Source organism: Pseudacidovorax sp. DMC4 (genome assembly GCF_056314265.1).
Map to the genome: position 1 here is coordinate 366,041 of NZ_JBQUYR010000005.1, position 26,453 is coordinate 392,493.

The window sequence follows — 26,453 nt, forward strand, 5'->3', positions numbered from 1 at the left end:
TACGCACGCGCCGGTCGCCCGGATGCTAACCGGCACGATGAATTCAGCGTTGGACATCGAAGTCGAGAATGTTGTCTCCCGCACGCGGGCGTGTATCGGGGGGCGGGCCGAAGCTGCGCGAATCCGGGTCACGGGCGTAGGTGAGGTCGTACAGCGTCACGGCGCGGCCCAGGCGCGCGCCGCCGTCGCGGGTCAGCGGCGACCAGTTGAAGCCGATGACGGAGCGGCTGGAGCGGGGCAGCAGCGCGTCCAGCGGGATCGAGATGAAGATGCCCTTGTCGAAGCTGCCTTCGCCGAACTGGGCGGACGAGACGTTGGTCTTGGTGGCGTAGGCGCCCATGGTCAGGCCGTTGTCGAAGCGCTTGGCGATGTCGATCGACACGCCACGGTCTCCGGCGAGGTACTGGCCGGCGCTCAGCCGCACGAGCACACCGTTCCAGCCGGTGTTCCAGTACAGCGACGCATGTCCCGTGTTGACCTGGTAATCGCGCAGCGAGAAGTGCTGTGCGTACTCGCGCTGGCGCACGTGGTTGATGTCGATGCCGAAGGCCAGGCGGCTGCCCCATGGGCGGTACAGCCATTCGCCGCCCACGCCCGCGAACATCGATTCGAGGTAGCCGCCATAGACGCTGTAGTACTGGTCGCTGGCCAGCTGGCCGACGTGCGTCAACTGCAGGTTCGGGACTGTCACCCGGCTGGTCGTCAGGTAGAGCCGCTGGTCCGTGCGCACGCGGGGCAGGTTGCTGGGCGCGTCGTAGGTGAAGCTGCCGTAGTTGTCGGCCAGCCGCAGGTTGACCTGGCCCTGCAGCCAGGTCTGTTGCGTGAAGCGGTACTGGGCATTGGCCTTCGCGCCCAGTTCGACGAGCGCGAAGTTGTTGGGGCCGCCCACCACCTGGCTGAAGTTCGGCGAGATGCTGAAGTTGAAGCGGTCCGCGGGCCGCTCCCAGGCCGTGGCCGTCTCGGCAGGGCCGCCCGAGCCCGTGGCGGGGGGCAACTGTGCCTCGGTGGGTTCGTCCGGCACCGGCGCGTAGTCGCGCTGCGTCACGTCGCGCGCCAGGTGCGGCGGCAGGGGCTGCGCATGCGCCGCGACCCACTCCTCGCGCTGGAAGGCCTGGGCCTGGATCGCGATGCCGCGCTCTTCGTAATGGATGACGAAGGTGCGGATCCCCGCTGGCGCGCTGTGATGCAGCACGGCCACGGCGCGGTCCGAGCGCACCTCCCGGTAGACGGCATCGCTGTCGCTCACCCAAAGGTGCAGCACGTCGTCCTTGGGCGCGATGCGCAGCACGCGCCAGCCCGTCTGCGCCTCGACCTGCTCGGCCGTGCTCGCCCAGCCGGGGGGCTTGGCCGGGGCCTCGGGCATGAAGCGGGGCAGCGGTGGGTCCAGCAGCTTGGGCGTCTGGGCTTCCGCCGCGTTGCCGGACAGGGTGAGGCCGATCATGAACTTGTCGCCCCGCTCGAAGCCGGCGGCGAGGGTGACGTTCTTGTTGAGCTTGTAGGCCAGTCCCACGTTGATGGGGGAGCGGCGCGGCAGCGCGTTGCTGAAGGGTTCGCTCTGGTAGTTGTTGCCGTCGTATTCGATCTTCAGGGTCAGCGGATCCCAGGGCGTGCGCCATTGCACGCCGCCGAACAGGGCGGCCGGGCCGCGGAAGTAGCTGCTCAGGTTGGCCTCGCCGGCCGTGCTGGCCGCGGGCCGCGTCTTGAAGCGATCGCTCAGCAGCGTGAAGGGATTGCTGATGTTGCCGCTCGAGCCCATGTAGCCCCAGCCGATGCCCAGGCTGAAATCCAGGTCGCCCCAGCGCTTGTTGCCGACCAGGTATTCGCTGGAGAACAGGCCCGTGCCGCCGATGTCCCGGAAACCGAGCGACACCTCGGGCAGGTACGTCGATTCACGCATGAGCCTGAACTTGACGTCGATGCTCTTGTCCTTGTAGCTCTGCGTGCTGATGGTGGGGCCGTATTCGCGGTTGGAGATGCTCGTGTAGCGGAAGCCCGCCTCCATCCAGTCGAAGGGCTGGAACATGATGTTCAGCCGGCTGTAGGGCCAGACGGAGCTGTACGACGCGCGGATCTCGCCCGCAGACGCCATGCGTGCCGTGGGCGTCTGCAGCAGGCCGGTCTCGCCCCAGTCGTTGGCGCTGACGTCCAGCGGGCGGGGCAGGGCGCTCGCCACCGCGGGCAGGTTGCCGTCGGCGACGAAGGCGGTCGATGGCCTTGAGGTACCGGCGGGCGGCACCATGGGGCCCTGCCGCGCGGGGGCCGGTCCCTGAGTGGCCAGGAACTTGATGAGCCCTTCAGACGCAGCGACCAGGTCGGCCATTGTGCGCGGAGGGGCCCAGAGCCAGGCGCCCGGCGCCGGCTCCACGCCGGCTTCCGCATTCCAGCCCGCGATGCCGATGCGTGTGGTGCGCCCGTCGGGCTGCGCCAGCCAGGCCCAGTCCGTGCTGCCCATCCGGCCGCAAGCCTGCAGGTAATCGCCCACCCAGCGGCCGCTGGCGTGGGGCACGTGGCAAAGCGTGCCATCCGGCTGGACGACCACCACATCGGCCGTGCGGCCCGTGGGCAGCGCAAAGCGGGCGCGGTCGCGCGCCACCGGGTCCTGTCCCGGATTCACTTCGAGCCAGCGTGGGTCGGTGATGCTCAGCGCTACCCGGCCCGTGGCCGGCAGGCTGTGCAGCCAGACCAGCAGGCGCTGGCGGATCTCCCGGTCCTGCCCCGAGAGCTGGGCGGCGGAGCGCTCCAGGTGGACCAGCAGGACGTTGCGCAGGTATTGCTGCGGCAGCTTCTCCTGCGGCACCAGCCAGGCCAACGCCGGATCGGCAGGCTGGGGCGACTGGCGCAGCAGCCAGTGGCTCAGCCGTTCGCCTTCCAGAGTGGGCAGGGGCGCAGGATCCTCGGCCGGTGGCGCCAAGGGCTGCGCCTGCGCCGCCACAGCGGCGCCGAGCCCGAACGCGGCAAGCAGATGGATCCTGAGGGGATGGAGGCGGAAAGTGCGTTCGCGCGTCTTCATGAGCCGGCAGATGTCGGCGTGGCTGTCGCTGAGGGCGCACTCCACCGCTCGAAGGTGTAGCAGGCCTCGGCACTCAGACATTGCTCCGAGTACACGACCGACGGCGAACCGTTCGCCGTCATGGCAATCCCGAATCTGGCGGGAGGCAGCATAGGGCCGGGGGATGTTGATTCGGTGACTTGTTCTTCGAACCACTTCAGCGAAGCGGCACGCGCGCCCTGCAGGGCTGCGGGCGTGTAGCTTGCCAGCGGCGTAACGCGCACGGTTTCGCGGATGTTCGAGTGGTAGCCCGGCATGACGTCGCGCACACGCAGATAGCTGCCGGCGGTCTGTGCCTGCGCCCCTGCCGGCCAGAGCGGGAGCCGCTCCACCTGGGCGCGCCGCCAGTCCGGATTCAACCCGGTGGTGCCGACGACCCGGCCATCCAGGAGGCGGACGACTTCGCCGTCGCCGCTGTACCACACCTCGACCAAGCCTTGCGGCGTGGGATCGAGGTAGCCCAGCACCATGTAGACGGCGGTGCCGGCATGCGTCACGCGCAGGTAGCGAAAGGCCGGGTTGAAGACGGCAGGCTGTTGGTCCCGGATGCCGCCGGCCGTGCGGTCATACAAAAGCCGGGCACTGTCGCCCAGCGCTGCACTGCCGGTACTGCAGCCTCCCACCAACGCCGTTGCCAGAACGCAACAAAGCAGCCTCAGATGGAGATGCATCGAAGGCTGCCGCCGCGTGGAAGAGCGCACCCCTCGGCCACGAAGGGTGCCGGGGCTCACCGGCTCGTGGTACCGGTGGTGCCCGTCGTGCCAGTGGTGCCGGTGCCGGGGAAGACACCGGCGTTACCGCCGTCGCTGCCGCCGCCGGCCGCTGCGCCAATGGCCAAGGCGCCAGCCAGGCCAGCCACGGCGAGACCCGCAGCGCCCAGGCCACCTGCAGCCGCGCCCGTAGCGCCGGCCGCACCAGCGGTCCCGCCGCCGGCTGCGCCACCGGCGCCACCTGCCCCACCGCCAGCGCCGGGCGTCGCCTCGGCGGGCGTCGAAGACGGCGGAGGAGGCGTCTGGGCAGAGGCGATCATGGGTGCGGACACCAGGGCGGCCGCAGCGACCATCGAAACGAAACGAGCAAAGTTCATGGCACTTCCCCAAAAAGCCTGTGTGGCCAATATGCCAGCCGCGCCCAAGGCGCACCTGACCCAAAATGTTTCCCGAAGTTTAACGGCCGTGGCCGCGGAAGGCCATTTTTTGTTGCAGTGCAGCTGGGTAACAATCTGTCCCCATGACCACATGGATCGATGAAGTGAGCTGGGACGCCGCGGGGCTGGTGCCCGTGATCGCCCAGGAACACGGTTCCAAGGACATCCTGATGTTTGCCTGGATGAACCGCGAGGCCCTTGCCAAGACCGTGGAGTTGGGGCGCGCCGTGTATTTCAGCCGCTCGCGCGGCAGGCTCTGGTTCAAGGGCGAAGAGTCCGGCCACATCCAGCGAGTGCATGAGGTGCGGCTGGACTGCGACAACGACGTCGTCCTGCTGTCGGTGACGCAGGAAGGGCATGATCCCGGCATTGCCTGTCACACCGGCCGTCATAGTTGTTTCTTCCAAAAGTATTCTGATGGGCGGTGGGTGGCCGTCGAACCGGTGTTGAAGGACCCGACCTCGATCTACAAATGACTGTTTCCGATTCCTCCGACCCGATGCCTGCCTCCCCGACGCTCGACATCCTGGAGCGCCTTGCCGCGGTGATCGACAGCCGCCGGCCCGCCGCGGGCGGCGATCCGAGCACCAGCTATGTCGCCCGACTGCTTCACAAGGGCCCCGATGGCTTTCTCAAGAAGGTGGGCGAAGAGGCCACGGAGGTGGTCATGGCCTGCAAGGACGCCGACCACGGCGCACCGCGGGAAAAAATAGTGAACGAAGTGGCCGACCTGTGGTTCCACTGCATGGTGGCGCTGGCCCATTACGGGCTCTCGCCCCGGGACGTGGCGGCCGAACTGGCGCGCCGCGAAGGGATGAGTGGCATCGAGGAAAAGGCCCTGCGCAAGGCGCAGGCCCGCGAGGCGGCGGGTGATTGACGCCTCGGCCCGCGCCGCAGGCGCTTCGACATCCAGCTGGAGGAATCCATGAGCAAGGACATCATCGACGTGGGCGGCAGCGATTCGCTGCGCGCCGTGGGCTGGGTGAGCTATGTGCTGCACCTCATCGTCGCCATCGCGGCCGTTGTGCCGGGCGCCCAGGTGTCGGTGCTGCTGTTGCTCATTGCCCTGCTGATCGACTTTGTCAAACGCGACGATGCGGCCGGCACCTGGCAGGCCTCGCACTTCACGTGGCGCATCCGGTCGGTGCTGTGGGCGGGACTGCTCTACGTCCTGACCTCGTGGCTCTGGCTGCTCTTTCTCGTGCCCGGATGGATCGCCTGGAGCCTGATCTCGCTGTGGTTCCTGTACCGCATCGTCAAGGGCATGGTCCGGATGAATGCCGGGCGCCCCATGGACACTGCGGCTGCCGCGTGACCGCCAGCTCACCTTTCTGCGTTCCCCTCCCCTAAAAGACCCAATCGAATGGCTGAGCCCGACTGCATCTTCTGCAAGATCGTCGAAGGAAAGATTCCTTCGCGGAAGGTGTACGAAGACGACGACCTGTATGCTTTCCACGACATCTCGCCGTGGGCGCCTGTGCATTTCCTGATCGTGCCGAAGCGGCACATCGCTTCGATGGCGCACCTCACGTCCGAGGACGAGTCGTTGATGGGCCGCATCATGACTCTGGCGCCCCGTCTGGCCCTGGAGCAGGGTTGTGGCGCCTATCCCGAGGGTGGCTTCCGCGTGGTGGTGAACACCGGCAAGGAAGGCGGGCAGGAGGTGCACCATCTCCATGTCCACGTCATGGGCGGTCCGCGTCCCTGGCTCAAGGGCTGAGCCCGTCCGCAGTCTAAAATTTGAACATTGTTAGGAGTCTTCCATGGGTTCGTTTTCCATCTGGCACTGGCTGATCGTGCTGCTCATCGTGGTCATGGTCTTCGGGACCAAGAAGCTGAAGAACATCGGTTCGGACCTCGGCGGCGCCGTCAAGGGCTTCAAGGACGGCATGAAGGACGGATCGTCCGACGCCCCCGCCGCAGGGACGCCCACGCAGCAGGTGACCGGCCAGCCCTCGGCCGACAAGTCCACCATCGACGTCGAGGCGCGTCAGAAGTCCTGAGTGCTGCGCGCAATTCCTGAGCGAGGGGCACGCCGGTGATCGATCTGGGCATTTCGAAGATGGCGCTGATCGGCGCCGTTGCACTGGTCGTGATCGGCCCCGAGAAGCTGCCGCGCGTGGCGCGGACGGTCGGCACGCTGCTCGGCAAGGCGCAGCGCTACGTCAACGACGTCAAGGCGGAGGTCAACCGCTCCATGGAGCTGGATGAGCTGCGCAAGATGAAGGACAGCGTCGAAGGCGCGGCGCGCGACGTGGAGCAGAGCATCCACGACGGCGCGCAGGAGGTGCACAACGACCTCTCCGGCTTGGACACCGTCGCGCCGGCCACCTCTTACGAGGCGGCGCCGGTCTACCCCGTCTACCGCCATCCGAAGAAGAACTGGCGCCTCAAGCAGGGCGCCGTTCCAACCTGGTACAAGGCGCGCAACAAGGTTCGCACCCGCGCGCAGTCCGGAGCCGCTCGCGTGGCCCGTCATCGGCCACGGCCCGGCGCCTGAGCCGCGGAAGCCTGCACGGTACATCCCGGCTCCGCGGCTTTTTTCCTTTCCGTTCATTTGTGCGCCCGAATCCGGCCACGCGGTGACCTCTGATGGCTGAATCTCCCTCCCACGACAAAGAAGACGAGCTTGCAGGCACGGAGCAGCCATTCGTTGCCCACCTGACGGAGCTGCGCGACCGGCTCCTCTACTGCATCTACGGCATCGCACTGGCGGCGGCATTGCTGGCGCTCTGGCCGGGGCCCGGAGGCCTGATCGACTGGATCGCCATGCCCATCAAGGCGCACATGCCGCCCGATGCCAAGCTGATCGCCGTTGGTGTGTTCTCGCCCTTCTTCGTGCCGCTGAAGGTGCTGGCCATGGCAGCCGTGCTGCTGGCGCTGCCTTGGCTCATGTATCAGGTCTGGGCCTTTGTGGCGCCGGGCCTCTACAGCCATGAGAAGCGCTTTGCCCTGCCGCTGATCATCTTCGGCAGCTTCCTGGCCTATGCGGGCATCGCCTTCGTGCAGTTCTTCGTGCTGGACAAGATGTTCGCCTTCATCCAGCGCTTCACACCGGCCTCGGTCGCGGCCACGCCCGACATTTCTTCGTACGTGGAGTCCATCCTTTCGCTGTACATCGCCTTCGGCCTCGCGTTCCAGGTGCCGATCGTGGTGATGCTGCTGGTGCGGTTCGAGATGGTGACCATCGAGAAGCTGCGCAGCTTCCGTGGCTACTTCATCGTGCTGTCTTTCGTGGTGGCCGCGGTGGTCACGCCGCCCGACGTCATCTCGCAATTGGCGCTGGCCGTGCCAATGTGCGTGCTGTACGAGATCGGCATCGTCGCCGCGCGGTACTTCGCCAACGCCACGCGGGCACCCGAAGAGACCGAGGCCGCGAGCGAAGAAGCGAAGTCGGCGGGACAGTAAAGTAAGCAAGCGCGGACCTGGCGCGCACGGCTGTTGTCCAGGCGAGGAGCGCGTTTCTCGCGCAGGCGACCCCAAGGGCCTCCGCGCATGCGCGGAGGCCCAATCGTCTGGCCAGGATTTGCCTGCGCTACTCGGCCTGGCGCCGCCGCACCGGCGTGGCCGGCCTTGTTCCGGCGGTGACGTCGACCTCGATCCGGTCGTTGCCGCGCTGAACCTGGAAGCGGCTGGCCGTGCCCGGCTTGAGCCCGGCCACGGCGGTGAGCAGTTCCTGCACGTTGCCGATGGCCTTGTCGCCCACACCGGTGATCACGTCGCCCGGCCGGATGCCGGCCTGCGCAGCGGGCGCGTTCTGCAGCACGCCTGTGATGATCACGCCCTGGGTCGCCTTGACGCCGAAGGTCTCGGCCATCTCGGGCGTGAGCGTGGCGGGCTCCACGCCGATCCATCCGCGGGTGACGCGGCCATCCTTCACGATGCCCTCGAGCACCTGCTTGGCCGTGGACACGGGAATGGCGAAGCCGATGCCCATGCTGCCGCCCGAGCGCGAATAGATGGCGGTGTTGATGCCCTGCAGATTGCCCTCGGTGTCGATCAGCGCGCCGCCGGAGTTGCCGGGGTTGATGGCGGCATCCGTCTGGATGAAGTTCTCGAAGGTGTTGATGCCGAGCTGGTTGCGGCCCAGTGCCGAAACGATGCCGCTGGTCACCGTCTGTCCGACGCCGAAGGGATTGCCGATGGCCAGCACCTGGTCGCCCACGAGGAGCGCATCCGAGTTGCCGAGCACGATCACCGGCAGCTTGTCCAGCGCGATGCGGATGACCGCCAGGTCGGTGTCGGGGTCGGTGCCGATCAGGCGGCCGCTCGCGTGCCGGCCGTCGTTCAGGGTGACCTCGATCTCGTCGGCGCCCTCGACCACATGGTTGTTGGTCAGGATGTAGCCGTCCGCGCTGACGATCACGCCGCTGCCCAGGCCGACCTGGGGCTGTTCGTTGTCCTGGTCGCCGAAGAAGAAACGGAACCAGGGATCGTTCGAGCGCGGATGCCGCGGCGCTGCCTTGCTGGTGTTGATGCTGACGACCGCGGGCGCCGCCTTCTGCGCGGCGGCCGCAAAGCTGCCGGGCGCCGGCGCGGTGGGTGCCGAGGCGGGCGCCTCGATGATGGAGACGACGCCGCCCAGCGAGGTGCTGCCCCGCCGGACCCATTCGGGCTTGAGGGTGGCGACGACGAAATAGCCCGCGAGCAGGACGGTCACGGCCTGGGCAAAGAGCAGCCAGATGCGCTTCATGAGGAGAGAGGAGGGGTGCTGTGGCAGAGGGAAGGCGGAGGGTTCCGCCGGCCCGGAATTGTCTCCCAACGGTCGGAACCGACTTTTGATTCGACGTCGGACAAGACCCCGTTGCGGCTCGAGGCCAGGGGTAAACCCTAAAATCTCCGGTCTTGGCCTATCCGGCCGCCCCGACAGTGGCCTGCGCAATCCATCCGGTTGTCTGTGTCTCACGCCTGTCGACGCCCTCGCTGTCTTCCCTCACCTTCCGTGTCCCGTGTCGGACGCGCCGGCCGGCGGCCGTCTCCGCTGCATTGCTCTGTCATGTCCTCTGCATTCCCTTCCGCCGGTCCGCGTGCCCTCACCGCGCGCGACTACAAGACACTCGCCCTTTCGGCGCTGGGCGGCACGCTCGAGTTCTACGATTTCGTCATCTACGTCTTCTTTGCCACGGTCATCGGGGCGTTGTTCTTCCCTGCGGAGATGCCCGACTGGCTGCGGCAGCTGCAGACCTTCGGCATCTTTGCGGCGGGGTACCTGGCCCGGCCGGTCGGTGGCATCGTCATCGCCCACTTCGGCGATCTGCTGGGCCGCAAGCGGATGTTCTCGCTGTCGATATTTCTGATGGCGGTGCCGACGCTGGTGATCGGCCTGCTGCCCACCTATGCGGCGATCGGTGTGGCCGCCCCGTTGCTGTTGCTGCTCATGCGTGTGCTGCAGGGCGCCGCGATCGGCGGTGAGATGCCGGGCGCCTGGGTCTTCATCGGCGAGCATGTGCCGGCCCAGCGCTACGGGCTGGGCGTGGGCACGCTCACGGCCGGCATCACTGGCGGCATCCTGCTCGGGTCTCTGGTGGCCGTGGCCATCAACACCCACTACGTTCCGGCGGAGGTGAGCGACTTCGCTTGGCGCATTCCCTTCATCCTGGGTGGCGTGTTCGGCCTGGTGTCGGTGTACCTGCGGCGCTTCCTGCACGAGACGCCGGTGTTCCAGGAACTGGCCCAGCGGCGCAATGTGGCGGCCGAACTGCCCCTCAAGACGATCGTGCGCGACCACCGCGGCCCCGTCTTCTTCGTGGCACTGCTGACCTGGGTGCTGTCCGCCGCCATCGTGGTGGTGGTGCTGTACACGCCCACCTACCTGCAGAAGGTGCACCACATTCCTGCGGCCATCGCGCTGGAGGCCAACGCCCTGGCCACGCTGACGCTGACGCTGGGCTGTGTGATCGTCGGCTGGGCCTGCGACCGCTTCGGCACCAGGCCGACCATGCTGGTCGGCTGGGCCGGTCTGTTCATTACGGCCTATCTCTTCTACACCGGCCTGCCGGGCACCACCGCCTCGCTCTTCTGGCACTACGGGCTGGTCGGCCTGTTCGTGGGCACCATCGCGACGGTGCCGATCGCCGGGGTGCGCGCCTTTCCGGCGCCGGTGCGCTTCTCCGGCCTGTCGTTTGCCTACAACATGTCGTACGCCATCTTCGGCGGGCTGACGCCCGTGATCTTGACGCTCTGGCTGCAGCGCGACCTGATGGCGCCCGCCCACTATGTCGGTGCGCTCGCGCTGCTGGGCTTCGTGCTGGCCTGGTTGCCGCTGGCCGCGCGCGGCCATGCCATGCGGCCCGCGACAATGCGCGCATGAGCATCACGCGATCCGCCCTGCTGCACGCCTTCGACGAGCTGCTGTCGCCCGAACGGTTCAAGGACTACGGGCCCAACGGCCTGCAGGTGGAAGGGCGGGGCGAGATCCGCAAGATCGTCTCCGGCGTGACTGCCAGCCGCGCCTTCATCGAGGCGGGCATCGCGGCAGGTGCGGACGCCTTGTTCGTCCACCACGGCCTGTTCTGGCGCGGCCAGGACGGGCGGGTGACCGGCTGGATGCGCCAGCGGCTCGGCCTGCTGATCGGCCATGACGTCAATCTCTTTGCCTATCACCTGCCGCTGGACGCCCATGCCGAATTGGGAAACAACGCGCAGTTGGGCAGGCAACTGGGGCTCGTCCCCCAGCATCAGCGATTCGGCGACCAGGATCTGGGCTGGCTCGGCGCGCCGGGCGCGGGGCTGCAGTTCGAGAGCGCGCAGCAACTGGCCCTGCACATCGAGGCACGGCTGGAGCGGCGCGTCACCGCCATTCCCGGCGACGGCCGGCCGTTGCAGCGCATCGCGTGGTGCACGGGCGGCGCGCAGGGCTTCTTCGAGGCGGCCATCGCCGCCGGGGCCGATGCCTTCATCACCGGCGAGATCTCCGAGCCCCAGGCGCACTACGCCCGGGAGTCGGGCGTGGCTTTCCTTGCCTGCGGTCACCATGCCACCGAGCGCTACGGCGCCCCCGCCGTTGCCGCGCATGTCGCGGCGCAATTCGGACTGGCGCATGAGTTCATCGACATCGACAACCCTGCCTGAGCCGTTCGCCATGCGTGCCCCCGATGCTTCTTCCGTCCTGGCGCTTACCCAGGGAGACCCGGCGGGCATCGGTCCGGAGATCATCGTGCGTGCCTGGCAGGAGGCGCCGGATGCGCTGCGGCATTGCTTCGTCGCCGGCGATGTCGCCGTGATGCGCCGTGCTGCCCGATTGATGGCCGGTCCGCAGGGCCTGGCCTGGCCCGTCGCGCAGATCGAGCGGCCGGCCGACGCGTGGGCCATGCCGCCTCGATGCATTCCCGTGCTGCAGGTCGGCGCATCGCTGGTGCCGCCAGACTATGGCCGCATCACGGCCGAAGCGGGCCGCAGCGCGGGCACTGCCGTCGAATGGGCAGCGCGCGCCGCGCTGCGCCGGGAGATCGCGGCCATGGTGACGGCCCCCCTGCACAAGGAGGCGTTGTCTGCGGCCGGCTACGGTTTTCCGGGCCACACCGAACTGCTCCAGGCCGAGGCCGCGGCCTTCCGGGGCGTGGGCATCGAGGAGGTTCCGGTGCGGATGATGCTGGCCAACGACGAACTGCGCACCGTGCTGGTCAGCATCCATGTGTCGCTGCGGGAGGCCATCGATCGCCTGAGCCGCGGCGGCGTGCTGCAGACGCTGCGCATCACGCATGCCTCGCTGGCCCGCATGCTGGGCCGCGTGCCACGCATCGCCGTGGCGGGACTCAATCCGCACGCCGGGGAGGGCGGCCTGTTCGGCCGGGAGGAAATCGAGCGGATCGCCCCGGCGGTGGCCGACGCGCGCGCCGAGGGCATCGAGGCCTTCGGCCCCTTCGCGCCGGACACGGTGTTCATGCGGGCTCGACGCCAGCCGGGCCAGGCCGCAGTCGAATTCGACGCCGTGATCGCGATGTACCACGACCAGGGGCTCATCCCGGTGAAGTACCTCGGCGTGGAGACCGGCGTCAACGTGACGCTGGGCCTGCCCTTCGTGCGAACCAGCCCAGACCACGGCACCGCCTTCGACATCGCAGGCCAGGGCGTCGCGAAGGCCGACAGCCTGATCGCCGCCGTGCGGATGGCGCGAAGCCTGGCCGGCTGTTGAGCGGGCTGCCGGCGAACGGCGTACTGCGCCGACGGCCCCGGCGCCGCACGGCGCGCAGGGGCGGGTGGATGTTCAGCGGCGTGCGAGGCTGTCGCGGATCTCGCGCAGCAGCACGATGTCTTCCGGCGGCGCGGCAGGCGCGGCGGCGGCCGGTTCCGCCTTTTCGCGGCGCAGCCTGTTGATCTGCTTGACCATCATGAAGATCACGAAGGCCAGGATCACGAAGTTGACGACGATCGTCAGGAAGTTGCCGTAGGCCAGGACGGGAACACCGGCTTTCTTGAGATCGGCCAAGGTATTGGTCACGCCCGCAGGTATCGTGCCGAGCACGACGTAGAGGTTGGAGAAATCGAGTCGGCCGAAGACCAGCCCCACCAGCGGCATGATCACGTCGCCGACCAGCGAATCGACGATCTTTCCGAATGCGCCGCCGATGATCACGCCCACGGCCAGATCGACCACATTGCCCTTGACCGCAAATTCGCGGAACTCGCTGAAAAAGCTCATGAAAAGTTTCTCCTTTCCCATGTGTGTTAACACTTTAGGGGAAAGTATAGAGAGTCGGACGGGCGTCGAGCCCGACGGCATGATGGCTCCGATCCGCGGTTGTCGGGCCTTTTCCTGCCTCTTGGCGGACGGCCGCGACGGCTTGGATATCGGGGGTGTCCCGCGTTGAAGCAGCGAAAACCCCTCCGCTAAAATTGTTTGTTGACCCGGCACAGCCCACAAGTACATCGAGGAACCCCCATGAGTGATATCCCGGTCGGCCCGAAACGGGTCGACGCCAGCAAGCGGACCTGGCTGATTGCATCCGGCTGTGCCGGCGCTGTGGGTGGGGTTGCCACAGCGATTCCCTTCGTGAGCACCTTCCAGCCGTCCGAAAAAGCCAAGGCGGCCGGCGCGCCGGTCGAGGTCGACATCGGCGGCCTGCAGGTCGGCGAAAAGATCACGGTCGAATGGCGTGGCAAGCCCGTCTGGATCCTCAAGCGCTCGCCCACGCAGATCGCGGAGCTGCCCAAGCTGGATCCGCTGCTCGCCGATCCGCTGTCCAAGCGCAATCCGTCCGAATTCACGCCCAAGTACGCCCAGAACGAGAACCGCTCGATCAAGCCGGAGGTGCTGGTCGTGGTCGGCATCTGCACCCACCTGGGCTGCTCGCCCACCGACAAGCTGCAGGCGGGTCCTCAGCCCTCGCTGCCCGACGACTGGCAGGGCGGTTTCCTCTGCCCTTGCCACGGCTCGACCTTCGATCTGGCCGGCCGCGTGTTCAAGAACAAGCCCGCGCCCGACAACCTGCCCGTTCCGCCGCACAGGTACCTGTCGGAAACGCGCCTGTTGATCGGCGAAGACGGCAACGCCAACGCCTGAGCGGGAGGAGACACCCATGGCCGAATTCAAGGACATCTCGCCCAACGCGCCCGCCGGCGCCAAGCTGGGCAACTGGCTGCACAACCGCTTCCCGACCGCCTTCGACGCCTACCGCGTCCACATGTCGGAGTACTACGCGCCGAAGAATTTCAACTTCTGGTACATCTTCGGCTCGCTGGCGCTGCTGGTGCTGGTCATCCAGATCGTGACCGGCATCTTCCTGGTGATGCACTACAAGCCCGATGCGACCCAGGCCTTCGCCTCGGTCGAGTACATCATGCGCGACGTGCCCTGGGGCTGGCTGATCCGCTACATGCACTCCACCGGCGCCTCGGCCTTCTTCGTGGTGGTGTATCTCCACATGTTCCGCGGCCTGCTGTACGGCAGTTACCGCAAGCCGCGCGAGCTGGTCTGGATCTTCGGCTGCGCGATCTTCCTGTGCCTGATGGCCGAGGCCTTCATGGGCTACCTGCTGCCCTGGGGCCAGATGTCCTACTGGGGCGCGCAGGTGATCGTGAACCTGTTCTCCGCGATTCCCTTCATCGGACCCGACCTGGCGCTGCTGATCCGTGGCGACTATGTGGTGAGCGACGCCACCCTCAACCGCTTCTTCAGCTTCCACGTGATCGCGGTGCCGCTGGTGCTGCTGGGCCTGGTGGTGGCGCACCTGCTGGCGCTGCACGACGTGGGTTCCAACAACCCCGACGGCATCGAGATCAAGGCCAACAAGGACGCGCAGGGCCGGCCGCTGGACGGCATCCCGTTCCACCCGTACTACACGGTGCACGACATCTTCGCGGTCGTGATGTTCCTGATCGTGTTCACGGCGGTGATCTTCTTCGCGCCTGAAATGGGCGGCTACTTCCTGGAGTACAACAACTTCATTCCGGCCGATCCGCTCAAGACGCCTAACCACATCGCACCGGTCTGGTACTTCACGCCCTTCTATTCGATGCTGCGTGCCATCACCAGCGAGATGATGTATGCGCTCATCGCATGCGTCGTCGGTGCCGCGGTGTTCGGCGTCTGGAAGACGCGCATGGCCAGCGTTGCCAAGATCGCCGTGGTGGTGGCGGCCGTCATCGCCTGCGCGATGATGCTGTCCATCGACGCCAAGTTCTGGGGCGTGGTCGTCATGGGCGGCGCCGTGATCATCCTGTTCTTCCTGCCCTGGCTGGACAAGAGCCCGGTGAAGTCGATCCGCTACCGTCCTTCCTGGCACAAGTACCTCTACGGCGTGTTCGTCGTCGTCTTCGTGGTGCTGGCCTATCTGGGTGTGCAGCCGCCGTCCCCCCTCGGCGAGCGTGTGTCGCAGGTCGGTACCCTGTTCTATTTCGGCTTCTTCCTGCTCATGCCGTGGTGGACCCGCCTGGGCGAGTTCAAGCCCGTGCCCGAGCGCGTGACCTTTGCCGCGCACTGACCGAGCCGCCGGAGAAGCATCCCCATGAAGAAACTGATCCTCTCGCTGATGATGGCGCTGGGCCTTGCCACGGGCGCCCTGGCGGCCGAAGGCGGCATCGCCTGGGACAAGGCGCCGGTGCGCACCAATGACCTGGCTTCGCTGCAGAACGGCGCCAAGCTTTTCGTCAATTACTGCCTCAACTGCCACTCGGCCGCCTTCATGCGCTACAACCGCCTGCAGGACATCGGCCTCTCCGAACAGCAGATCAAGGACAATCTGCTGTTCACCACCGAAAAGGTGGGTGACACGATGAAGGCCAACATCGATGCCCGACAGGCCAAGGAATGGTTCGGCGGCACCCCGCCCGACCTCACTTTGGTGGCGCGTTCGCGCGCAGGTCACAATGGCACCGGTGCCGACTACCTCTACACCTACCTGCGCACCTACTACCGCGACGACACCAAGGCAACCGGCTGGAACAACCTTGCCTTCCCGAGCGTGGGCATGCCCAACGTGCTGTGGGAATTGCAAGGCGAGCGCCGCCCGGTCTATGACAAGGTGGAGCAGCACGGCCACGAAACCGAGGTGCTCAAGGGCTGGGAGCAGGTCAAGCCGGGCAAGATGACGCCCCTGCAGTTCGACCAGGCCGTTGGCGACCTCGTCAATTACCTGCAGTGGATGGCAGAGCCCGCGCAGAACACCCGCGTGCGCGTCGGCGTGTGGGTGTTGCTGTTCCTGGCGGTGTCGCTGGTCTTCGTCTGGCGTCTCAATGCCGCGTTCTGGAAGGACGTGAAGTAGAGAGAAAACGCGGACGGCGTGGCCCGGGCTTTCCGGGTGCGTGAACGTACAGAGTGGGCTGCTCAAGCGGCCCACTCTTTTTTGATTTTTTGGAGCCTTTCGCCATGATGGTGCTGTATTCCGGAACGACCTGCCCTTTCTCCCACCGCTGCCGCTTCGTGCTGTTCGAAAAGGGCATGGACTTCGAAATCCGTGACGTCGACCTCTACAACAAGCCCGAGGACATCAGCGTGATGAACCCGTACGGGCAGGTGCCGATCCTGGTCGAGCGCGACCTGATCCTGTACGAATCGAACATCATCAACGAGTACATCGACGAGCGCTTCCCGCATCCGCAGTTGATGCCTGGCGACCCGGTGGACCGCGCCCGCGTGCGCCTGTTCCTGCTGAACTTCGAGAAGGAGCTGTTCGTCCACGTCTCCACGCTCGAGAACCGCGGCGCCAAGGGCAACGACAAGGCCATCGAGAAGGCCCGCTCGCACATCCGCGACCGCCTGACGCAGCTGGCCCCGGTGTTCCTCAAGAACAAGTACATGCTGGGCGAGAACTTCTCGATGCTCGACGTGGCCATCGCCCCGCTGCTGTGGCGTCTGGACTACTACGGCATCGACCTGAGCAAGAACGCCGCGCCGCTGCTGAAGTACGCCGAGCGCATCTTCTCGCGCCCCGCCTACATCGAGGCGCTGACGCCTTCCGAGAAGGTGATGCGCAAGTAAGCGCGCGGCGACGGCAAGAGAGAACGACGCGCCATTCATGATCAGCGCCCTCGAATCCACATCGTTGCGGCCGTACCTGTTGCGTGCGCTCTACGAATGGTGCACCGACCACGGCTTCACACCGTACATCGCGGTCGTGGTGGACGAGACCGTCCAGGTCCCGCGCGAGTACGTCAAGAACGGCGAGATCGTGCTGAACATCAGCTACGACGCGACCAGCGCGCTGAAGATCGGCAACGACTTCATCGAGTTCAAGGCCCGCTTCGCCGGCACCGCGCGCGACATCATCGTCCCCATCGGACGGGTGGTGGCCATCTATGCGCGCGAGAACGGCCAGGGCATGGCCTTCCCGCCGCTGGACGCGCAGGCGTCCGAGGCGGGCGAGGTCATCGCGCCCGGCATGGCTCAGGCCACGCCGGAGCCCCGGCCGGGCATGCATCTGGTGGGCGAAGCCGCCGAATCCCAACCGGGCGGGGCGTCCGCCGCCATCGAGCCGCCGCCGGACGAGCCGCCGCGGCCCCCCAGCGGCGGCCGGCCGGCGCTCAAGCGCGTGAAGTGATCGGCCCGCGACCCTTTCGATAGAATCGCAGGCTTTGCCGCTTTAGCTCAGTTGGTAGAGCACCCGCCTTGTAAGCGGTAGGTCGTCAGTTCGATTCCGACAAGCGGCACCAGACTGTCGCCATCCCGCTTGGCGGGATGCCGATCGAAGCCCCCGGACACATCAAGGTCCGGGGGCTTTTTTGTGCCCGGTGCGCGCGGCTGTCCGGCGTGCCGATCGCCGAGCCCGCCATCGGGCCGCCGCCGCCCGGCAAGCGGCCGGCTCGGCGGTCGCCTGCGGCACGGCCGCCGTGCTCACAGCAGCGGCGTGTACGGCGAGCTGAGCGGCGACGGTCCACTGCCCCGGCCAGCGCCCGTGCCGAAGGTGTCGCCGCCATCGAACAGGTAGCGCAGGTACACGCCGCCGCTGAACTCACGGTAGTTGCGCGCGTTGCTCAGGCTGACCGTCCCACCCAGGAACATCCGCGGCATCACCTGGTACTCCACCACCGCACCCAGTCCGTAGGCGAGGCCGGTGTTGCTCTGGGCCGCATAGCGCGCGTCGAGCACGCCGGTGTAGAGGTTGGCGGCGAAGGCCTGCCGCAGCGCGGTGGCAGCGGCCGTCTGGCGCGCGCTGTCCGTCGGAAAGTAGTCCGCCGCATTCTGCTGGATCGACTGCACGCCCAGCGAGGCATTGAGTCGCCATGACAGCCGGTCGCTGCGGCCCTCCCACGCGACCGGGAAGGCGAGGCTGAAGTAGCGCTGCGGGCTGAAGTAGCCGCCGTGGCCGTAGGTGAAGTAGCTCAGGTTCTTGTCGTAGTGCATGAGCCCGAGGTTGACGCCGGCCGTGAGCGAGGAGCCGGCGCTCTTGAGCACATGGAAATACAGGCCCGCCCCCAACTCTGCACGGGCGTTGTCCTGGACCTCGGTGCCGTTGAGCGCGGCGGCGCCAGCGTAGCCGTAGATGCCCATGGTGCCGTTGTCGTAGGTCATGTCGTAGCGGCCGCCGCTGGCGACCACGCCGCCCCAGCGCTCGCCGGTGCGGCTGTCCTTGGCGCCCGCGAAGGACAGCAGGCTGTCGGTCACCGGCCGGCGATAGAGCTCGGCCTTGTAGCTCAGGCTGTCGCTGAAGCTGCCCTGGTACGCCACCTTGCCGATGACGTTGGTCTCGGCGAAGCCGAGCGGCGTGGTGCCGATGCTGGCGCTGAGTTGCGGTCCCTCGTAGCCCACGCTCAGGCCGACGCCCGCCGCGTCCTGGGCACCCGCCGGCGCCACGCTGCCGTAGGCCTGTGCAAGCGTGGCCTGGGGCCCGCCGCCGAAGCGGGCACCGGTGGCGAAATCTGCCGCAGGCGTGCCCGAGTCCAGCAGCGTGGGCGTGGCGCTGACCACCAGCTTGCCTTCGCCGACGGGAAAGCGTGCCTCGATGGGCGTCTGCAGATCGCTCAGCCGGCTCAGCCCCGATTCGCCGCCGCGGGCGCGCAACACCGTGCCGACGCTCAGGCTGGGGCTGCGTGCGCTCTGAAGGTCGGCCAGTTCGGCCTGCAGCGGCGTGGCGGCCACGGCTGTTGTGGCGGCGGGCGCAATGGGCGCCGTGGGCCAGTCGGTGTCGGCCCGTGCCTGCACCTGCACCATGGGCAGGCTGCGCGAGGTGGCGCCTGCCACCGCCGCGCCGGGCACGGGCAGCCACAGGGGCGTGGCTGCGCCGGCGTTGGCGGGGCCCGGCCAGGAAGCGGGCGCGGCGGCGAGGGGGGGGCGCAGGCTGCGCGGGCGCCGCCGCAGTGCCGGTGGCCCCGCCGCTGCCTGCCGCTCGTCGGTGGCGGGTCGCCCCGCCGCTCGGCGCCGGAGCAGAGGACGCGGTGACCGGCGGCGATGCAACCGGCCCCGCCGGCCAGGGCTGCAGCACGTCACCGCCTGCTGTCGCCATCGGCCAGGGACTGGCCCCCGCGCCGTAAGCGGAGGCGGAGGCGGGCTGAAGCGCACCGGGCGCGGCAGTACCCGACCAGCCCGCGGGCGGCGCCGGCAATGCGCCGGCCGAGGCGTAGACGGCACCTGCGCTCAGCGGCGGCGGAATGTAGGCGGCAACGGCGGCAGGCGCCGTGGACGTACCCAAACCGCCGGGCCAGGCGCCCGCACTGCCGGCAGGGCCGGTCATGCCCGCGAACGGGTTGGCACTGGCTGGGGCCGCGCCGCCAGCGCCAGGCACGGCGGTGGCCAGGCCGGCCTGCCGGGCTTCGGCCTGCACGGCCGCGGCGAGAAATTGCTCGGCCTGGCGGCTGTCGCCCGCGTTGCGGTAGACGCGGCCCGCCGCCGCCAGCACGCGGGATTCGCCTGGGGCCTGCTTGAGGGCGGCCTGCACATAGGTCTGTGCGTCGTCGTGGTCGCGCAGCGCGCTGGCACTGGCGGCGGCGGCGAGCAGGGTGTCGAGGTCGGTAGGCTGGCGCTGCAGCACCCGCTGGTACAGCGCCAGCGCCTGACGCTCGTCGCGTGCGGCGGAGTACAGCCGTGCCAGCGCGCCGAGCACGCCCGCGTCGTCCGGGCGTTCCGCCAGCAGCGGCGACAGCATGGCGTAGGCCGCTTCCAGGTTGCCGACCTGGCGCAGGGCGTCGGTCTGGCGGATCGCATAGGCGCTGCGCAGTCCGTCGAAGTCCTGGCGCTGCGCGGCCGTCAGGGCGCTGGCCTGCAATTGCCGCAGCAGGGCCGAGAGCTCGATGTCCTGCCGCGTGGCCAGCAGCAACTGCCCGTAGCGCAGGCGGTCGGCCACGCTGGGGTTGGGCGTGCGGCTGAGCAGTTGCCGGCCCATGGCCAGCGCCCGCGGCGCATCGCCGATCTCGGCATAGGCCTCGGCCAGCTGGCTCCAGGGCTCGGCCGGCAGGTCGGCGCCCAGGCTGGACTGGGTGGCGGACAGCAGTTCGCGCGCGGCCTGCACCTGGCCGCGGCGTGCCAGCGCGGTGGCCTGGGCCGCCCTGTCCTGCACGAAGAGGCGACGCTGCAACTGGGCCATTGCGGGCGTGCGCCGTGCTGCGGGAATCCGCTCCAGGTACTGCAGGCCGGCACGCCCGTCGCCCGTGTCGGCGGCCAGCAGGGCCGACGCATACAGCGCGTCGGGCATGTCGGGCTGGCTCATCAGCAGGCCGTCCATCACCGCGCGGGCCTGCGGCACCAGGCCGGCCCGGCGGTAGAGGTTGGCCAGGTCCAGCCGCACCCAGGGGCTGTTGGGGGCGGCAAGCAGCGCGTCTTCCAGCGTGCGCTGGGCACCAGCGGTGTCGCCTGCCGCCAGCTGCTGCTGCGCCTGTGCGCGGGCCTGCTCTGCGCGCAGCGCCGACAGGTCGCCCATTTGCGCGACCTGCTCGGGCGTCAGGCGTTGCAGCAGGGCCTGCGCATCGGCCGGGCGTCCCTGCCGGGTGTAGACGGTGACCAGGCCGGCCAGGGCCTGCGCCTGCGCCTGCGCGGGCTGGGCCTGCCGCACGCGGCGGTAATTCTCTTCGGCGGCGCCGAGTTCGCCCGCCGCCTGCTGGAGGTCGGCCAGGCCGAGACGCGCCACGGGCTCGGCCGGGTCGGTGCGCGTGGCCTGTTCGTACAGGCGGCGTGCCGCCGCGCTGTCGTTGCGTTCGCGCGCGGCCTGTGCTTCGCCCACCTGCTGCCAGTAGGTCGCGCTGCGCAGGGCCTGCGTCCACTGGCTGGCCTGGCCACCGCGGCTGGCGCGCTCCAGCAACTGGCGCGCCTCGGCATAGCGCTGCTGGCGCAGCCGCACCACGCCCAGGCCGCCCAGGGCCTCGGGGTCGTTCGGGTTCTGGCGCAGCACGTCCTGGAAGCGGGCCTGGGCCGCGTTCTCGTCGCCCTGCTGCAGGGCGCGGTAGCCCTGTGCCAGCGGCTGGGCCTGGGCGCTGGCCTGCGCGCCTTCGCGCACGCGGGTCAGACGGGCGTTCACCGCCTCATCGGTGCGGCCGGACAGGTACTGCTCATACAGCGGCGTGTCGCTGGCCCGTGCGTCCAGCCAGATCAGGGCCTGGCGCCAGGCCTCCCGCGCGCCGGTGGCCGTGTCGCCGCCCTGGCCTGCCAGTTCGGCCAGGCTGCGGATGCCCTCGCGCCGGCTGGGCTCGCGGTAGGTCTGCAGGCGCGCCAGGGCGAGCCGGTAGGCGGCGTTGCCGGGGTTGCGCTGCACCAGCTGCTCCAGGCCGCGGCGGCCTTCGTCCCAGCTCTGGGTGGAACCCCCCAGCACCTGGTAGTACTCCAGGGCGAGCGGTTCGGGCACCGGCTGGTTGCCGATCACCTCCCGGTACAGCCGGATGGCTTCCTCGGTACGGCCGGCTTGCGCCGCGGCCCGGGCGCGCTGCAGGTCGTTGGCCGGCGCCGGGGCGCCGGCCGGGCGGCGCAGTTGCTCGTCCAGTCGCGCGAGCCGGGCATCGCCCGGCCGCGCAGCCCGCAACCGTTCGATCCAGCTGCGGGCCGCATCGGCATTGCCACGCGCCAGTTCGAGCTGCGCCATGCCAGCCAGCGCATCGGGTGCGTTCGGGTCGACCCGCAGCAGCTTGCGCCAGCTCTCCTCCGCCAGGTCGTTGCGGCCCAGGGCTTGCCAGTAGCGGCCCTGCTCGACGAGGGCCGTGGCCGCGTCCGATTGGGCCCGGGCGGGCGTGCCGGGCATCAGCGAGCAGACGAGGCCCAGCGCGGCAGGCAGCGTGCGCAGGGACGCGGGGAAGGGGGTCAGGCGTTGGCGGGGCATGGCGGGGCAGGATTCGGCTGCAGCCGGCCGCTGGCGTCGAAGGCGAAATGGCCTTCCAGCCAGCCACGCCCGAAGAGCAGCAGCATGCGTTCGTAATAGGGCAGCAGCGGCTGGCCGGCGGCGGTGCGCAGGTTGACGAAGGCCAGCCGGGCCTGCACGAGTTGTTCATGGCCCAGGGCGCGCAGGTAGGGCAGCAGCGCCGCCGAGAAGCCCGGCGGGCCATCGCCGCGGACCGTGCCGGTGGCGGTGTCGACCCGCTCGGCGACGCGGCCGGTGGACTGCAGCAGGGCGCGGGGCCCGTACAGGCTGTGCAGCAGCGGCGCCCGGCCCGTGTCGCCCGTCGCCGTCATGCCCGCCCACAGGTACACCCGGATGGCGTCGTAGCTGCCTTCCGCCCCCTTTTCGGGATCGGTGACGAAGGCCTGCCGGGCCTCGCTCCAGGCGCACCAGTCGGGCACGAAGCCGTGCGGCGAGGTAGCGGCGACCATGCGCACCGTGTTCTGCGCGATCTCGCTCCAGGGGCCGGCCGGGTTCTCGGCGGCCAGCCGGCGCAGCAGGGGCAGGGGCATGTAGCTGGCATTGAGCCGCCACACGGGGCCTTTGCCCACGCTGCGCGGCCAGGGCAGCAGCATGGCGCCCAGGCCGGGCAGGCGCACCACTTCCTCGCGGATCACCAGCACCAGCATCTGGCGGGCGAGCGCGGTGTAGGCCGGCTGCTGCCACAGGCGCCCGGCCTCCAGCAGCGCATAGGCGATCCACAGGTCGGCGTCGGAGGCGGGGTTGGCATCGATCACGCCCCAGCCGCCATCGTCGCGCCGGCCCCACTGCCACGCCGGCAGGCGGCGGTCGGGCTGCCCGTCGCACAGGTTGGCGACAGTCCAGTCCAGGATGCGCCGGAAAGCGGCGCGGTCGCCGTGCACCAGCGAAAAGAAGAGGCCGTAGGACTGGCTTTCCGAGGTCGATTGCTGGCGCGGCGTGTCGAAATCCACGATGCGGCCGTCGGCCTGCAGGTGGCGGGCGGCGAAGGCAGGCCAGTCGCTGCGGTCGAGGCAGGCTGGCCCCGGCGGGCTGGCCGCTCCCGCCTGAGCCCAGGCATGCGGTGCCGCGCCCGGCAGCGCGCACAGCAGTGCCTGCTGCAACCAGCGGCGCCGGGCGAGGGGCAGGGAGGGGGAATGGAGGTCTTGCTGCATGGGATCGCTGTCACTCCAGCCGGCGCCGCGCGCGCCGTTGCAGCCCGGCATAGGCCACGGCCGCTGCCAGCGCCGCGGCGGCCAGGGCCAGCAACGCGGGCATGAAGGCATTGCGCGAAAGCTGCCATTGCAGCCAGGTCAGAGGCGGCAGTCGGCCGACGTAGTAAGGCTGGCCGCCGAGCACGCTTTCCACGCGGCCTTCGCGCACCACGGCCATGCTGCCCTGTACGCGCTGCAGCAGTTCTGGCGTCTGGAGCGCGTCCAGCAGCTTGTCGCCCTGGCCCGGCTCGGCCACCACGGCGATCACGCTGCGGCCGGGCCGCAGTGGCGACTCGAAGCCGGCCAGCACCGCCGTCTCGCGGCCGGCGCCGCGCAGGTCCAGTTGCGCGGCCTGGGGCAGGTCCTGCCGCATGCGCGAGCCGGCCACGATGTCGAGCGCGCGGCGCAGCCAGCCCGGCAGTTCCAGCCTCTGGGTGTCGGCCGCGGGCTGGCTCAGGGGCATGCGCGCGCGCCACTCGCCGAACAGCGGCTGGCGGTCCAGATCGCCGAGCACCAGCAGGTCCTTGTCGGCCACCTCTGCCGGCCTGCGGACGTCGCCTACGCGCAGCCGCAGGGCGGGGTAGCCGGTGCTGCGGCCGATCTGGCCCATCAGACCCAGGTAGAGGCCCAGATCCTGCGCCGTGGGCGCGGGCGGCAGCAGCACCGCGCTGTCCGCCAGGTCCGCCAGGCGCGAAAACGGGAAGCCCGCATTGGCATAGGCGGCCAGATCGGGCATGGCGATGTAGTGCGGCAGGCCCGAGAGGTCGAGCGTGGAGTCCGGGTCGATGGCCCCGCGCACGTTGGCCAGCAGCGGCTGGCACTTGCCCGCGCTGGGCTCGAAGTAGTAGTGCAGCCGCAGCTGGCTGCTGGGCGCCAGCAGCTGCGGCGGCACCTGCACCGTCTTCTTCTCGGCCACGGTGCCGTCGGGCAGCAGCGGCAGCGCGAAGGGGTTCCACCACGCGTCGTGCAGCGTGTTGGCGGCCCGCAGCGGCACCGCGCCGATGAAGCTCTGCCCCATGTTGATGTTCAGCGTGGACTGGTCGGGCCGCACGCGCGGGGTGTAGCGGTAGTGCAGCGCCAGCGGCATGCCGTGGCTGCGCCAGGTGAAAAGATCCGGCGGCAGTTGCAGGTTGACGCGGATCACGTCGGGGGCATAGCCGCTGACGTTGAGGTCCTGGGCCTGGGCCAGTTCGCCCAGTTGCACGGGGCGGTCGCTGGGCACCCAGCGCGGTGCGTCGTAGGGCTTGCGCGCAGGCGGCGGCTCGAAGCCGGCAATGCGCGCCTGGGCACCTGCGAGCGCGGGAGAACCCAGGGCCAGCGCCGAGGCGGCGCTGCGCAGCTCGGTGGCGTCGCGGCCCATCACCAGCAGCAGCTTGCGCTGGGCATGGCCGGGCATCGGCACGACCGCGAGCTGGGGGCCGTCGATGGGCGGCATCGCCACCCCCGCGGGTAGCGCCTGCGGCGTGGCGAAGACCACCGCATGTCCGTCGGTGGGCAGGGTGTCCTCGCTGACCGGAAAGCGGGCGCCGCGGTAGCCCGCCAGCGCACCGAACCATGAGGCGACGATGCCCGCGGCCTCCAGCACTTCGGGGGTGGCGCCTGTGGGCAGCACGAAGGGCAGCGTGAGCCGGCCGACGTCGCGCCGGTCGAAGAAGGGCACCGGCAGCAGGCGCAGGTCGTTGTCGAGCGTGAGCGGCTGGACGGACAGTCGCAGCGTGCTGCCGCTGTCGATGGCGGCCCACAGGCTGCTGTGGTTGGGATCCTCGCAGTCGCGGGTGTAGTGGCCGACCAGCTCGACCACGAGCCGGTTGAACTCGGTCACCAGCCGGCGGTCGATGGCGATCTCGGCGGTCTGCGGCCGGCCCGCGGCGGCAGGGTCCACCGGCAAGGTGGCCAGCACCACGTCGTTGACGCTGACCTTCAGGTGCGACAGCGCGGGGATCAGCGCCGGCGAGAAGGTGTAGTTCAGCCGCAGGCTGCCCCCGGTGACCAGCTCGTCGGCCCGCACGCTGAAGGGAATGCCCACGGCGCCGCTGGTGCCGCGCAGCTGGATGGCGTAGTCCACGCCCAGCTGGCGCAGCGTGGCCTCGCGCACGGACGGGCCTGCCACGGCCGTGCCCGGTGCCGGGACGGTCGCCGCCGCCGCGCCCGTCGGCGCGGGCTGCTGCGCGTGCAGGCCCGGCGCCGGGCCTGCCAGCAGGCCGAGGGCGAGCGCGGCGGGAAGCAGGCGGCGGCCGGATGCCGGCGACCGGCGGGGCGCTTGGGGCGCAGCGCGCATGCCGTTCATTTCGCCGCCTGTCGCACCGAGGGCCGCGGATCGGGGCCGATGCGCAGGCCCGCCTGGCGCAGGTAGTGGAAGCTCATGTCGCGAAGTCCGATGACACTGATCCGGCTGATGTGCGCGAGGACCGACCACACGGACGCGCGGGGATGGTTGCCCCAGCGGGCCGCCCACAGGTCGGCGCGCGCGGTGGTGCACTGCACGAAGGCGCGCTCCTGCGCCAGCGTCATGGCGTCCAGGCGCACGCCCATGCGCCCGTCCTGGTGGTGACGCACCACGGCGTCGAAGCGGTGCTCCTGTGCGCCCGCGAACAGCGCGACCGACACGCGGTCGTCCGTCTTCGCCGCCGCCGGCTGCGGCAGGCGCAGGCCCAGGCCCTGCCGGGAGAAGTCGTTGGTCTCGCAACGCATCGACACGCCGTCCGGCGTGTAGAGCGTGGCCGCCACCTGCAGCCGCACGCGGTGTGTCTCGTGCCGTTGCCGCGCCTCGTTGGCGGCCGCCACGCAGGCGCCCAGGATCATCACGTTGTAGACCGTCCACGCCATGTTCAGCCAGACCGTGAGCGCGTCGTGCGCCGGCACCCAGCCCAGGCGCCACACGCCGAAGCCCAACCCCACCACGTTCAGCAGCAGCAGCACCAGGTAGGGCTTGGCGATCTGCGCATCGAAGTAGCGCTCCGCGATCAGCCCGCCCTTGGCCGTGACGTTGAAGCTGCCCAGCTTGGGATTGAGCAGCGCCACCAGCGTGGGACGGAAGATGTACCAGGCCAGCACCGCCTCGTAGACCTCGTTCCACAGCAGGTAGCGGAACCGCCCCTTGGAGTGAACCCCTGGGGCTGGACCACCGATAGTTGCAGAGACTGATACGCTGGCTGGGCCTTCACCAGGAGAAGGTTCATGACCGCAAGATCGACATACCGCCAGCATTCGCTGGAGTTCAAGTTGCAGGTTTGCCGGGAAATCCGCCTGGGCGGCCTTCGTCGGCTGGATGCGCAACGCAAGTACAAGCTCTCGGCGGCGCTGATCCAGACATGGCTGACACGCTTCGACGACGGACGCTTGGAAGGGCAGGC

The 26,453-nt window shown here is 69.1% G+C and carries 24 protein-coding genes, 1 tRNA gene and 1 pseudogene; 16 read left to right on the forward strand and 10 right to left on the reverse strand.

The genetic code is table 11. From position 1 onward, the window contains the following. Positions 1 to 43: 43 nt before the first annotated feature. Genes ACT54X_RS12290 through ACT54X_RS12300 form a run of 3 tightly spaced genes read right to left on the reverse strand, consistent with a single transcriptional unit; the run spans position 44 to position 4,136 of the window. Complete coding sequence (locus ACT54X_RS12290; RefSeq protein WP_476346730.1) at positions 44 to 3,010, reverse strand: YjbH domain-containing protein; 2,967 nt, start codon at positions 3,008 to 3,010, stop codon at positions 44 to 46. After that, positions 3,007 to 3,720, reverse strand: coding sequence for a YjbF family lipoprotein (locus tag ACT54X_RS12295; RefSeq protein WP_294370521.1), 714 nt, complete (start codon positions 3,718 to 3,720; stop codon positions 3,007 to 3,009). Before ACT54X_RS12295 ends, ACT54X_RS12290 begins: the two co-directional genes overlap by 4 nt. A 56-nt stretch (positions 3,721 to 3,776) precedes the next feature. Then, the gene (locus ACT54X_RS12300; RefSeq protein WP_354320092.1) at positions 3,777 to 4,136 is read right to left on the reverse strand and encodes a hypothetical protein; all 360 of its coding nucleotides are present in this window, start codon (positions 4,134 to 4,136) and stop codon (positions 3,777 to 3,779) included. 143 nt (positions 4,137 to 4,279) lie between these two features. Between ACT54X_RS12300 and hisI the strand changes: the two genes are divergently transcribed. From hisI to tatC, 7 genes are all read left to right on the forward strand, one after another. Next, a complete protein-coding gene (hisI, locus tag ACT54X_RS12305) occupies positions 4,280 to 4,672 on the forward strand; it encodes a phosphoribosyl-AMP cyclohydrolase (RefSeq protein WP_294370519.1) in 393 nt (130 codons plus the stop codon). Positions 4,673 to 4,695: 23 nt separating this feature from the next. Next, positions 4,696 to 5,073, forward strand: coding sequence for a phosphoribosyl-ATP diphosphatase (locus tag ACT54X_RS12310; protein WP_476346733.1), 378 nt, complete (start codon positions 4,696 to 4,698; stop codon positions 5,071 to 5,073). Positions 5,074 to 5,121: 48 nt separating this feature from the next. Beyond that, positions 5,122 to 5,511 (forward strand): DUF4870 family protein, encoded by a 390-nt coding sequence (locus ACT54X_RS12315; RefSeq protein ID WP_234194549.1) that lies wholly within the window; start codon positions 5,122 to 5,124, stop codon positions 5,509 to 5,511. A 48-nt stretch (positions 5,512 to 5,559) separates the two neighbouring features. After that, a complete protein-coding gene (locus ACT54X_RS12320) occupies positions 5,560 to 5,916 on the forward strand; it encodes a histidine triad nucleotide-binding protein (RefSeq protein WP_294370514.1) in 357 nt (118 codons plus the stop codon). 43 nt (positions 5,917 to 5,959) lie between these two features. Beyond that, positions 5,960 to 6,199, forward strand: coding sequence for a Sec-independent protein translocase subunit TatA (gene tatA, locus ACT54X_RS12325; protein ID WP_017761020.1), 240 nt, complete (start codon positions 5,960 to 5,962; stop codon positions 6,197 to 6,199). A 35-nt stretch (positions 6,200 to 6,234) separates the two neighbouring features. Continuing rightward, entirely contained in the window at positions 6,235 to 6,696 is a 462-nt protein-coding gene (tatB, locus tag ACT54X_RS12330) for a Sec-independent protein translocase protein TatB (RefSeq protein ID WP_476346736.1), read from the forward strand. Positions 6,697 to 6,788: 92 nt separating this feature from the next. Beyond that, positions 6,789 to 7,604 carry a twin-arginine translocase subunit TatC gene (tatC, locus tag ACT54X_RS12335; protein WP_294370511.1) on the forward strand — a complete coding sequence of 272 codons (816 nt, stop codon included), beginning with the start codon at positions 6,789 to 6,791 and terminating at the stop codon, positions 7,602 to 7,604. 127 nt (positions 7,605 to 7,731) lie between these two features. Here tatC and ACT54X_RS12340 read toward each other — a convergent pair whose 3' ends face one another. Further along, complete coding sequence (locus ACT54X_RS12340) at positions 7,732 to 8,889, reverse strand: S1C family serine protease (protein ID WP_294370510.1); 1,158 nt, start codon at positions 8,887 to 8,889, stop codon at positions 7,732 to 7,734. 303 nt (positions 8,890 to 9,192) lie between these two features. Between ACT54X_RS12340 and ACT54X_RS12345 the strand changes: the two genes are divergently transcribed. The 3 genes from ACT54X_RS12345 to pdxA are packed head-to-tail and all read left to right on the forward strand — an operon-like array spanning position 9,193 to position 12,330. Continuing rightward, positions 9,193 to 10,506, forward strand: a complete 1,314-nt coding sequence (locus ACT54X_RS12345) for an MFS transporter (protein ID WP_294370508.1) — start codon at positions 9,193 to 9,195, stop codon at positions 10,504 to 10,506. Beyond that, positions 10,503 to 11,267 carry a Nif3-like dinuclear metal center hexameric protein gene (locus tag ACT54X_RS12350; protein ID WP_294370506.1) on the forward strand — a complete coding sequence of 255 codons (765 nt, stop codon included), beginning with the start codon at positions 10,503 to 10,505 and terminating at the stop codon, positions 11,265 to 11,267. Before ACT54X_RS12345 ends, ACT54X_RS12350 begins: the two co-directional genes overlap by 4 nt. A gap of 10 nt (positions 11,268 to 11,277) precedes the next feature. After that, positions 11,278 to 12,330 (forward strand): 4-hydroxythreonine-4-phosphate dehydrogenase PdxA, encoded by a 1,053-nt coding sequence (pdxA, locus tag ACT54X_RS12355; RefSeq protein WP_476346739.1) that lies wholly within the window; start codon positions 11,278 to 11,280, stop codon positions 12,328 to 12,330. A gap of 72 nt (positions 12,331 to 12,402) precedes the next feature. On the opposite strand, the gene mscL is transcribed toward pdxA, so the two are convergent. Then, complete coding sequence (gene mscL, locus ACT54X_RS12360) at positions 12,403 to 12,837, reverse strand: large conductance mechanosensitive channel protein MscL (protein WP_294370502.1); 435 nt, start codon at positions 12,835 to 12,837, stop codon at positions 12,403 to 12,405. A 240-nt stretch (positions 12,838 to 13,077) separates the two neighbouring features. On the opposite strand from mscL, the gene petA reads away from it, so the two are divergent. The 6 genes from petA (at position 13,078) to ACT54X_RS12390 (ending at position 17,285) form a co-directional block, all read left to right on the forward strand. Then, on the forward strand, positions 13,078 to 13,698 hold the full coding sequence (petA, locus tag ACT54X_RS12365) for a ubiquinol-cytochrome c reductase iron-sulfur subunit (protein ID WP_354320086.1): 621 nt from the start codon (positions 13,078 to 13,080) through the stop codon (positions 13,696 to 13,698). A gap of 16 nt (positions 13,699 to 13,714) precedes the next feature. Continuing rightward, positions 13,715 to 15,118 carry a cytochrome b gene (locus ACT54X_RS12370; protein ID WP_294370497.1) on the forward strand — a complete coding sequence of 468 codons (1,404 nt, stop codon included), beginning with the start codon at positions 13,715 to 13,717 and terminating at the stop codon, positions 15,116 to 15,118. 24 nt (positions 15,119 to 15,142) lie between these two features. Continuing rightward, positions 15,143 to 15,898: a cytochrome c1 gene (locus ACT54X_RS12375; protein WP_017761644.1), complete on the forward strand. Its 756-nt coding sequence runs from the start codon at positions 15,143 to 15,145 to the stop codon at positions 15,896 to 15,898. Between the two features lie 104 nt (positions 15,899 to 16,002). Beyond that, the gene (locus tag ACT54X_RS12380) at positions 16,003 to 16,614 is read left to right on the forward strand and encodes a glutathione S-transferase N-terminal domain-containing protein (protein WP_017761645.1); all 612 of its coding nucleotides are present in this window, start codon (positions 16,003 to 16,005) and stop codon (positions 16,612 to 16,614) included. 37 nt (positions 16,615 to 16,651) lie between these two features. Then, complete coding sequence (locus tag ACT54X_RS12385; RefSeq protein WP_294370494.1) at positions 16,652 to 17,173, forward strand: ClpXP protease specificity-enhancing factor; 522 nt, start codon at positions 16,652 to 16,654, stop codon at positions 17,171 to 17,173. Between the two features lie 36 nt (positions 17,174 to 17,209). Next, positions 17,210 to 17,285: transfer RNA gene (locus ACT54X_RS12390), tRNA-Thr, on the forward strand. A 181-nt stretch (positions 17,286 to 17,466) separates the two neighbouring features. Here ACT54X_RS12390 and ACT54X_RS12395 read toward each other — a convergent pair. The 5 genes and pseudogenes from ACT54X_RS12395 to ACT54X_RS12415 all read right to left on the reverse strand — a co-directional run bounded on the left by ACT54X_RS12395 (position 17,467) and on the right by ACT54X_RS12415 (position 26,154). Next, entirely contained in the window at positions 17,467 to 18,828 is a 1,362-nt protein-coding gene (locus tag ACT54X_RS12395) for a cellulose synthase subunit BcsC-related outer membrane protein (RefSeq protein WP_476346743.1), read from the reverse strand. Positions 18,829 to 19,621: 793 nt separating this feature from the next. Beyond that, positions 19,622 to 21,871, reverse strand: a pseudogene (locus ACT54X_RS12400) (tetratricopeptide repeat protein); the annotation flags it as partial. Next, positions 21,853 to 23,061 (reverse strand): cellulose synthase complex periplasmic endoglucanase BcsZ, encoded by a 1,209-nt coding sequence (gene bcsZ, locus ACT54X_RS12405; protein WP_476346745.1) that lies wholly within the window; start codon positions 23,059 to 23,061, stop codon positions 21,853 to 21,855. The pseudogene ACT54X_RS12400 and the gene bcsZ, both read right to left, overlap by 19 nt. 10 nt (positions 23,062 to 23,071) lie before the next feature. After that, positions 23,072 to 25,387, reverse strand: coding sequence for a cellulose biosynthesis cyclic di-GMP-binding regulatory protein BcsB (gene bcsB / locus ACT54X_RS12410; protein ID WP_476346747.1), 2,316 nt, complete (start codon positions 25,385 to 25,387; stop codon positions 23,072 to 23,074). Next, positions 25,384 to 26,154: a PilZ domain-containing protein gene (locus tag ACT54X_RS12415; RefSeq protein ID WP_476346749.1), complete on the reverse strand. Its 771-nt coding sequence runs from the start codon at positions 26,152 to 26,154 to the stop codon at positions 25,384 to 25,386. The genes bcsB and ACT54X_RS12415 overlap by 4 nt, the downstream gene beginning before the upstream one ends. Positions 26,155 to 26,453 lie beyond the last annotated feature (299 nt).

Excerpts from the sequence above, each read along its gene's own strand:
- ACT54X_RS12290 (WP_476346730.1), bottom strand. The coding sequence starts at position 3,010 with ATGAAGACGCGCGAACGCACTTTCCGCCTCCATCCCCTCAGGATCCAT.
- ACT54X_RS12295 (WP_294370521.1), bottom strand. The coding sequence starts at position 3,720 with ATGCATCTCCATCTGAGGCTGCTTTGTTGCGTTCTGGCAACGGCGTTG.
- ACT54X_RS12300 (WP_354320092.1), bottom strand. The coding sequence starts at position 4,136 with ATGAACTTTGCTCGTTTCGTTTCGATGGTCGCTGCGGCCGCCCTGGTG.
- hisI (WP_294370519.1), top strand. The coding sequence starts at position 4,280 with ATGACCACATGGATCGATGAAGTGAGCTGGGACGCCGCGGGGCTGGTG.
- ACT54X_RS12310 (WP_476346733.1), top strand. The coding sequence starts at position 4,696 with ATGCCTGCCTCCCCGACGCTCGACATCCTGGAGCGCCTTGCCGCGGTG.
- ACT54X_RS12315 (WP_234194549.1), top strand. The coding sequence starts at position 5,122 with ATGAGCAAGGACATCATCGACGTGGGCGGCAGCGATTCGCTGCGCGCC.
- ACT54X_RS12320 (WP_294370514.1), top strand. The coding sequence starts at position 5,560 with ATGGCTGAGCCCGACTGCATCTTCTGCAAGATCGTCGAAGGAAAGATT.
- tatA (WP_017761020.1), top strand. The coding sequence starts at position 5,960 with ATGGGTTCGTTTTCCATCTGGCACTGGCTGATCGTGCTGCTCATCGTG.
- tatC (WP_294370511.1), top strand. The coding sequence starts at position 6,789 with ATGGCTGAATCTCCCTCCCACGACAAAGAAGACGAGCTTGCAGGCACG.
- ACT54X_RS12340 (WP_294370510.1), bottom strand. The coding sequence starts at position 8,889 with ATGAAGCGCATCTGGCTGCTCTTTGCCCAGGCCGTGACCGTCCTGCTC.
- ACT54X_RS12345 (WP_294370508.1), top strand. The coding sequence starts at position 9,193 with ATGTCCTCTGCATTCCCTTCCGCCGGTCCGCGTGCCCTCACCGCGCGC.
- ACT54X_RS12350 (WP_294370506.1), top strand. The coding sequence starts at position 10,503 with ATGAGCATCACGCGATCCGCCCTGCTGCACGCCTTCGACGAGCTGCTG.
- pdxA (WP_476346739.1), top strand. The coding sequence starts at position 11,278 with ATGCGTGCCCCCGATGCTTCTTCCGTCCTGGCGCTTACCCAGGGAGAC.
- mscL (WP_294370502.1), bottom strand. The coding sequence starts at position 12,837 with ATGAGCTTTTTCAGCGAGTTCCGCGAATTTGCGGTCAAGGGCAATGTG.
- petA (WP_354320086.1), top strand. The coding sequence starts at position 13,078 with ATGAGTGATATCCCGGTCGGCCCGAAACGGGTCGACGCCAGCAAGCGG.
- ACT54X_RS12370 (WP_294370497.1), top strand. The coding sequence starts at position 13,715 with ATGGCCGAATTCAAGGACATCTCGCCCAACGCGCCCGCCGGCGCCAAG.
- ACT54X_RS12375 (WP_017761644.1), top strand. The coding sequence starts at position 15,143 with ATGAAGAAACTGATCCTCTCGCTGATGATGGCGCTGGGCCTTGCCACG.
- ACT54X_RS12380 (WP_017761645.1), top strand. The coding sequence starts at position 16,003 with ATGATGGTGCTGTATTCCGGAACGACCTGCCCTTTCTCCCACCGCTGC.
- ACT54X_RS12385 (WP_294370494.1), top strand. The coding sequence starts at position 16,652 with ATGATCAGCGCCCTCGAATCCACATCGTTGCGGCCGTACCTGTTGCGT.
- bcsZ (WP_476346745.1), bottom strand. The coding sequence starts at position 23,061 with ATGCAGCAAGACCTCCATTCCCCCTCCCTGCCCCTCGCCCGGCGCCGC.
- bcsB (WP_476346747.1), bottom strand. The coding sequence starts at position 25,387 with ATGAACGGCATGCGCGCTGCGCCCCAAGCGCCCCGCCGGTCGCCGGCA.